The 8381-nt window shown below is 40.8% G+C and carries 7 protein-coding genes; 3 read left to right on the forward strand and 4 right to left on the reverse strand.

Annotated elements, in window-relative coordinates; genetic code table 11:
- Positions 1 to 151 precede the first annotated feature (151 nt).
- From L4C33_RS17110 to L4C33_RS17125, 4 genes are all read right to left on the reverse strand, one after another.
- Positions 152 to 802 (reverse strand): MSHA biogenesis protein MshJ, encoded by a 651-nt coding sequence (locus L4C33_RS17110; protein WP_428813622.1) that lies wholly within the window; start codon positions 800 to 802, stop codon positions 152 to 154.
- A complete protein-coding gene (locus L4C33_RS17115; protein WP_428813623.1) occupies positions 802 to 2253 on the reverse strand; it encodes a type IV pilus biogenesis protein PilM in 1452 nt (483 codons plus the stop codon). The genes L4C33_RS17110 and L4C33_RS17115 overlap by 1 nt, the downstream gene beginning before the upstream one ends.
- 3 nt (positions 2254 to 2256) lie before the next feature.
- On the reverse strand, positions 2257 to 4248 hold the full coding sequence (csrD, locus tag L4C33_RS17120) for an RNase E specificity factor CsrD (RefSeq protein ID WP_428813624.1): 1992 nt from the start codon (positions 4246 to 4248) through the stop codon (positions 2257 to 2259).
- Positions 4249 to 4417: 169 nt separating this feature from the next.
- Positions 4418 to 4975, reverse strand: a complete 558-nt coding sequence (locus tag L4C33_RS17125; protein ID WP_428813625.1) for a single-stranded DNA-binding protein — start codon at positions 4973 to 4975, stop codon at positions 4418 to 4420.
- A gap of 277 nt (positions 4976 to 5252) precedes the next feature.
- On the opposite strand from L4C33_RS17125, the gene L4C33_RS17130 reads away from it, so the two are divergent.
- The 3 genes from L4C33_RS17130 to L4C33_RS17140 all read left to right on the forward strand — a co-directional run.
- A complete protein-coding gene (locus L4C33_RS17130; RefSeq protein ID WP_428813626.1) occupies positions 5253 to 5900 on the forward strand; it encodes a LuxR C-terminal-related transcriptional regulator in 648 nt (215 codons plus the stop codon).
- Positions 5901 to 6037: 137 nt separating this feature from the next.
- Entirely contained in the window at positions 6038 to 6913 is an 876-nt protein-coding gene (galU, locus tag L4C33_RS17135; protein ID WP_428813627.1) for a UTP--glucose-1-phosphate uridylyltransferase GalU, read from the forward strand.
- A 126-nt stretch (positions 6914 to 7039) separates the two neighbouring features.
- Positions 7040 to 8381 (forward strand): UvrA family protein (locus L4C33_RS17140; RefSeq protein WP_489686446.1); only part of this gene is annotated, 1342 nt, incomplete at its 3' end.

Genomic DNA, 8381 nt, shown 5'->3' on the forward strand with positions numbered 1-8381 from the left:
ACTTTGCAGTGTAGGTAATGAATACTTTACGACTTTCTTTTTGTTTTTTTGCGCACTAGGGGCTTCAGGTTTTAACCACCCGAGAGGGGCCGTAGGATCTTGAGTCGCAGCGGCACTGGTCGCAAAAAATGCTAATGATAACAACAAAGTTCTAACCACCGATGAACTCCTGCCTTGTACCTAAGGTATACACTTCAAATATCAGCCTTGCCTGAGGATACTCTTCCACTGAATATTGAAAGTTTCGCCAATAGTATTTCATTGGCAGAGTTTCCAAAATTGTTAAATATTCAACAATTGAAAAGTAGCTGCCCGTCAATTCAATTTTGACTGGATGTACATAGTACCCAGACAAACTACTTTCAGTATCTTTGCTTTCTATAGGCTCTGGTTTTAAAGAACTCAAAGCAATTAATTTCAAATTTCCTTTAGAAACCAACACACTCTCAAGCATATCTGTCATTTGATTCGGAGAAATCAATCCGTCAGTGACTTTTGCCAGATCAACAGAAAGATCTTGGCTTTGAGCCAACAAACTTTTGTACTGAATATTTAGCTCTTTATCCGGGTCTCTTTGTAGCTTGGCTTTAACCACCATAAGCTCGCCCTGTGCTTTCTGAATATTTTGCTTTACGACAGTAAGCTTAGATTCATCAGCCATTAAAGTCTTGTAGCTGGGCTCGATTAAAACAGTAAACACTGAGAGAACCAGCGCGATAGACACACAAATAGTAACCAACCATTTTTCGCGAGGAGTTAAATTTGCAAACTTATCGTTTAGCAGTGACCATTTCTGGTTCATCACTTCTCCCCTCTTTGGCTATACAATTCAAAGGTGATCACATCATCCTCATTACGAGAAATTTTCAGCTCCTCGAACACCCGCCCGACTAAGTTTAAATCTTCCTGAAACTGGCTAACCCAGTTAGGAACAACGCCAGCACTACTAGCATAACCACTAAGATCTAAGGTTCTGTTATCCATGTATATTTTAGAGAGCGATATATCATTTCGTCCAAGTTTAGCTAATGCTGTCATAACACCGGAGTACCCAATTTGATCGGAATCGTCATATTGCGCAACAGCTTGTAATGCACCTTTTTTCGATGTGATATCACGCTTCAATCGAGCAATTGCTGCTATTTTTTCTGGCGACGGTTTATGTTTAGCTAATTTTGCACGATTCTCGTTCAGTTCATTATTTAGTTGACTCAATTCCTGTTGAGCGCTTGCCAGTTTAGAGTCTATATGACTTTGTTGATACACAATATAGCCGTAAGATATCAACAACATTACGCTCATAGCGACCCAACTCGCGACGATATTAGTGAGAGTAAAGTATTCTTTTTTAGGCTTTAAATGCTTGGGATATAAATTGATTTGGAAGTCGTCAATAGACGCAGATAAATCCGCTATAAGATTGCCCGACTCTTTTCGAGTATCCTCAATAAGCTTGGCAACTTTCGAGCTTAAACGCTCATTCAGAGCTTCAGCAAGTTCAGTCTCATCTTCCTCATCACAGCAAATTTTTAATTGATGGAGTTGAGCTCCTTTGAGTTGTGATGAGAGGTAATCAATAGAGCGTTGTAATTCGAGAGCCAAGCCATCAAGCTGTAATCCGCTAGAGGCGACACCAGTCAATGGCGGTACAACGTTACGGATGGTTCTTTGAAAACACATGGTATTTTCAACAAATGCACCGATTTTAAAGTTCTCTTTACTGCTACGTTGCAACAGCATAAAGTTGCCAAGCTCACCCGCTGAATGCCCCCACACTTCATCTTCAGGGACAATACTTTCAAGTACCATCTGGCTTGACGCAGCGATAGTCAGGATCTTGTCTAACACCTTTTTCGGTAAGACATAAACTTGTAGTTTGTTCGCTGTAGGAAGAGCAATAGCATCTGCGACAATATCGGTCACTCGTTCTGTGATCAGGTCTTTAAGCAAGAAAGGTAAAGCAACCGGCCACTCTTCTTCTGGCATTTCAGGCTTATCAATTTGATAAGTTTGGTAGTAATGAGAACTCAACACCACTCGCAGCGACGGCGAATTAAGCACTTCACTAGTTAGAAGTGTTTTTAGCGCTCCTTCCCAGTCTCCTGCCGTAATCGGGACTGTCATTGCTATCGAGCTATGCTCAGCACTTTCAGAAGCAGACAAATAGAGACCACTCTGCTGCATCATTACAGTCAGAGGCTTATTTTCAGCCTTTTTAGGTCTTAACTTGTCTAAGATATTATTTAATTTCATTATCTAACTACTTTTTCGCCAGCGATTTCTACGCCCAACTTTAACTTTCGATTCAACTTTAGGCTGTGGAATTATCTGCTCTTCAGGTGATAAGTAACGCCCCTGAAAGCCTAGGACACCAAGCTCAACCAACGTGTTTTTTTCTTGCTTATTTTCCACGCCAACCGCAATAACTTGGGTGCTAGAGTCACCACATGCACCAATAATACTGCTAACAAAAAGTTGGTTCTCATGTCGTCGATCTATTCTCTTTATTAAACTTCTATGCAGTTTAATAAAATCGACTTTTAAGTCTTTAATWTAATGGGTACTAACAATTGTTCGACCAGCTTGACCAACAATCACTTTGCACCCTAAACCGGATATCATTTTCACTACCGGTCGCATGTAATCTAAATGCTGTACTAATCGTCCTTCCGAAAACTCAAAATTGAGATTTTTACGTATTGAGATAGGTAACTGCAATAGTTCGTACCTAAACCATTTCTGATAATTCTTGTTTGAAAATGGTACGACGTTCAGGTTGATAGAATAACAGTTTGAACCGTTTGATTCTTTTAATAATTTAATAAGAATAGTCAGGACAGAGCGATCCATTTGTGATTCGTATCCCACTTGCTCTACTGCTGACATAAAGCGTGAAGCTTTCAACACCCCTTTTTCCGGATCGACGATTCGAGTAAAGACTTCTTGGTGCAAGATATCTCGAGAACCTTTAACCTGATACAAGTAACAAGGCTGAGTAAATATAACCAAATTTTCAGGCAATAATGCCTTATCGAGTAAAGTGCGCCAGCGTACGCTGCCTCTATCTAATTCATTACTCACTTGCTTGGGGAAACGGCTCCAAGCATTTGCACGCTGTAGCTGTGCACTTTTTAGAGCGGTTTCGACCTCGTCCATGATCTGACTATGTCGTTCGCCTTCGCTATACATGGTCATACCAATATGAGACCAGTTATCAATATCAAGTGGTTCTGGTGGGGTTAATTTTTCTAACTGTTTTTGACACTGCACTGCCAACGCCGACACTTCTTTTGAACCTTGATGAGGGATAAATACCGCAAAATCCGCATCATAATAACGAGAGAAAATCACATCGGGGTAACGCTGAACAATATTCGACAATACCTCACCAACTTCAATAATAAAGCTATCGCACACTTGCTTATCATTTTCTTCGACAGCATCTTCCCACTCTTCAATTCTAACGAGTAAGATGCCCCCTCTACCGCCACTTTCATGCAGAGCAGACTCTAATTTGTTATCGAATAAAACTCGATTCGCGGTGCCAGTGAGCTTATCAAGAAAAGTTTGGGTTCGAATGAAAGTATCAAATCGACTTCGCTCTTGACGGGCATCTTGTAATTCTTCAATAAGAACGTCTAACGCTTCACTTGCAGTATAGGGCCACTCTTGATGGTCGCCTTTTGCATACTGCTCCACTCGTCCTGCTAGGATCATACGGCCACGCTCTTCAAGTAGTTCTGAACCCATCAGTTGCTCTTTCAACCAATGAACACCTCGAACTAAGCAAAATATAACAAGACCGACCGCAAGAGTTGTCGACCATAAAGCTTCTAGAGAATAGTTGTAACCAATATAAGGAGGGAGTGCTTTAAACTCGATGCTATAACCTTTGTTCCTTTCTAGGATAAAGGTTTGCTCATAGAGTCGATTCGTATCAATTTGTGGAGAGGTATCTTTGAATCGATAGACAATACCGGCCGAGTTAGACAGCTTCATTTCAACGATATTGCTTGCTTGCAACATTTTAGGCATCCAACGCTGCATAGAGTATGCCGCATCAGGGTCTTCCATTTCTTTATCTACAACTTCAACAATACCAACTAAGTAATGGTCGAGGTACTCCTGCCCAATACGTTTGAACGATAACGTTCCACCAATAAAGAGTATGAACATCGCACTAATAACAATGACTGTAACGAAAGCAACTAAACGCGTACTTAGCTTTAGTGTAGGGGTATATCTCATGAAGCACGAAATCCTTTTCAACTCATTTTATACCGTATTACTACTTATACTATATAAGGTAATGGCAAACAAAGTGTTAACACGTTACAAATAGAAAAAAGCCGCGTAAACGCGGCTTTTCAAATCATACTAATTTACTGATGTTTACAGCACATCACGCTAAATACAATTAGAACGGAATATCGTCGTCGAAATCCATTGGCGGCTCATTATATTGCTGCTGAGGTTGTTGAGGCGCTTGCTGTGGTTTAGCTGGTGCATTGTATTGCTGCGCCTGCTGCTGAGAGGCTTGCTGTACTGCAGGTTGCTGAGGTTGACCCCAACCGCCTTGCTGCTGTTGACCCATACCACTTTGAGCAGGAGCACCGCCTTGAGCACGGCCACCTAGCATTTGCATAACACCGTTGAAGCCTTGTACAACAACTTCTGTAGTGTAGCGGTCTTGACCACTTTGGTCTTGCCACTTACGAGTCTGCAATTGGCCTTCAATATACACTTGAGAGCCTTTACGTAGGTATTCACCAGCAACTTCCGCTAATTTACCGAATAACGCCACACGGTGCCATTCTGTTTTTTCACGTTGCTCACCAGTTGCTTTATCACGCCATGATTCTGACGTAGCAATCGTAATGTTTGCTACCGCACCACCATTAGGCATGTAGCGAATTTCTGGGTCATTACCAAGGTTACCCACTAATATAACTTTGTTTACTCCACGGCTAGCCATGCTTTGCTCCGTCTAAATTCATAGGTGTCTTAAAAATTTTAGCGCACAAGAATAGCACGCTTTACAGCTGTGACAAATCGCATTCCTAATGTTCACAATCGTGAAAGTAAAAAACCGTAACAATTCATAACTTTCAGAGCTGCAATACTTTTTTTGCTACTGACAAACCACATGTTTACGTTAAGCCTTGATACTCAACGCAAGTCATAATAATCAACATAGTTACAAGCTCCCTACAGTGTCAAATTACTATTCCGATTCACTGATAAGGTTTTTTATGAAAACGTCCAGCTACAAAAGAACATTACATTTCCTTTGTTTAAAACCAGAACTTAACTACATACATATCAATCAGTTAAAAAAGCGTACCGCTGTACCTATCCATTACATTACGCCCAACGATCTAATGTGCATAAATAAGAAGCATCGGAATCGAATACTACTTGTAGACCACAAACAATTCGACATACTACTCGCTGAGCATCCAAACCTGCCCGTTGCTTGGAAATACTATGAAACTATCGTTTTCAACGTCGGACAAAGACTAACAACCGAGGAGCTTATAAACTTAGGCGTACTCAAAGGTCTGTTTTACAGAGACGAAAAGCAAGAGCTGATAGCTCAAGGATTAGAAGCCGTTATCGACGGACAAAACTGGTTACCAAGAAGCGTTGCAAGCCAATTACTTTACCACTACCGAAAAATCACCGATGGCAATAGCCAGCCCACAACCATAGATCTCACTATAAGAGAACTTGAAGTGTTACGTTGCTTACAATCAGGCTCATCGAATACTCAAATTGCCGATGACCTATTTATCAGTGAATTTACCGTTAAATCGCATCTTTACCAGATATTCAAAAAGCTAAAAGTGAAAAATCGAACTCAAGCGATAGCATGGGCTAATCAGAACTTATTATCTTAATTAATATCCATTACCTCAAATTAAGCTTAGATTTGAGAGCTCTCTTGATTAATCTATTTTAATTAATGAATTTTTCACGCACCACATGATAAAGTTGCTTGATATACATGATGTAAACTCAAAATTAAGGTCCCATGATGATCAAGAAATGCCTATTCCCGGCTGCTGGCTACGGCACCCGATTCTTACCTGCGACAAAGTCTATGCCAAAAGAAATGATGCCCGTTGTCAATAAGCCTCTGATTGAGTATGGCGTTGAAGAAGCGATTGAAGCAGGTATGGACGGTATGTGTATTGTCACCGGGCGTGGCAAACACTCTCTCATGGATCACTTTGATAAAAACTATGAGTTAGAACACCAAATCAGTGGCACTAACAAAGAAGAATTACTTAATAATATTCGTGAAACCATCGAGTCAGCGAACTTTACTTATATTCGTCAACGAGAAATGAAAGGTTTAGGCCATGCAATCTTAACTGGACGCGAGCTTGTTGGGGATGAACCGTTTGCAGTTGTATTAGCGGATGACCTTTGCGTAAACGAACAGCAAGGTGTATTGGCTCAAATGGTAGCACTGTACAAGCAATTCCGCTGTTCGATAGTCGCTGTGCAAGAAGTTCCAGAAAATGAAACTCACAAATACGGTGTTATCTCTGGTGAAATGATCAAAGACGATCTTTACCGTGTTGATGATATGGTTGAGAAACCAGAGCAAGGCACAGCACCGAGTAATCTAGCGATCATTGGGCGCTATATTCTAACACCTGATATCTTTGAACTGATTGAACAAACAGAACCAGGGAAAGGCGGTGAGATCCAAATTACTGATGCTCTACTTAAGCAAGCTAAATCTGGATGTGTTCTGGCTTACAAATTTAAAGGTCAGCGTTTTGACTGTGGTAGTGTTGAAGGCTACATAGAAGCAACCAACTACTGCTTTGAGAACCTTTATAAAAAAGATCAACAGCAAATTGAACTTGGTAAGCACTCCACCAAAAAAGAAGCAGAATAACTTCCGTATAAAATAAAGGGGCTATCATAGCCCCTTTATAACAACTGTTTTTTTATCCAGTAATTTATTGCACAAATCTCACACTATGTAATACTTGCCCCATTAATAATTACATGGTTTGCAGAGATGGATAAGATAGACATTAGAGGTGCTCGAACCCATAACCTAAAAAACGTTAGCTTGAGTATCCCTCGAGATAAACTGACAGTGATTACAGGACTATCGGGCTCAGGTAAATCTTCCCTTGCCTTTGATACTTTATACGCAGAAGGTCAGCGTCGATATGTTGAATCTTTATCTGCCTACGCTCGTCAATTTTTATCTCTAATGGAAAAGCCCGATGTTGATCACATCGAAGGTTTATCCCCAGCAATTTCTATCGAACAAAAGTCGACCTCTCATAACCCACGCTCTACTGTGGGTACAATCACGGAAGTTTATGATTATCTTAGGCTTCTATATGCTCGTGTTGGTGAACCTCGCTGTCCTGATCACAACACACCACTCGCTGCACAAACAGTAAGCCAAATGGTCGACAAAGTTTTAGAACTTCCACAGGGTTCTAAAATGATGCTGCTCGCGCCAATCGTCAAAGAGCGCAAAGGTGAGCATGTAAAAACGCTAGAGAACCTTGCTGCTCAAGGCTTTATTCGAGCTCGAATTGATGGTGAAACCTGTGACTTATCCGATCCACCAGCGTTAGAACTACATAAAAAACATACAATTGAAGTTGTAGTTGACCGATTTAAAGTTCGCCCGGATCTTCAGCAACGTTTAGCCGAATCTTTTGAAACGACATTAGAACTTTCAGGTGGAATTGCAGTTATAGGTTGGATGGACGAAACCGATAACGAAGAAATTATTTTCTCTGCTAACTTTGCTTGTGGCCTTTGCGGCTATAGCATGCAAGAACTAGAACCTCGCTTATTCTCATTCAATAACCCAGCAGGTGCGTGTAGCACATGTGACGGATTAGGAGTGCAGCAATACTTCGATGAAAGCCGTGTAATCCTCGATGAAAAGCTAAGCATTGCAGAAGGGGCTATCAAAGGTTGGGATCAAAAAAACTATTATTATTTCCAAATGCTTACTGCACTTGCTGAACATTATGGTTTTGATCTCTATGCTCCATTCAAATCCCTGCCGAAAAAGACTCAAGATATTATCCTCAAAGGTTCGGGCCGCACTGAAGTCGAGTTTAAATACATCAATGACCGTGGTGATATTAGAGTTAAACGTCACCCATTTGAAGGCATTTTAAATACATTAGAGCGTCGCTATCGAGATACTGAATCTAATGCCGTTCGTGAAGATTTATCCAAATATATTTCCACAAAATCCTGCTCAGGCTGTGATGGTACCCGCTTACGAGTGGAGGCTAGAAACGTATTTATTGGAGACACGGCTTTACCAAAAGTTGTTGAGTTGAGTATTGCGGACGCTCTTCATTTTTTCCAATCATTACAAC

It is taken from the genome of Vibrio makurazakiensis (assembly GCF_050337375.1).
GTDB lineage: Bacteria > Pseudomonadota > Gammaproteobacteria > Enterobacterales > Vibrionaceae > Vibrio > Vibrio makurazakiensis.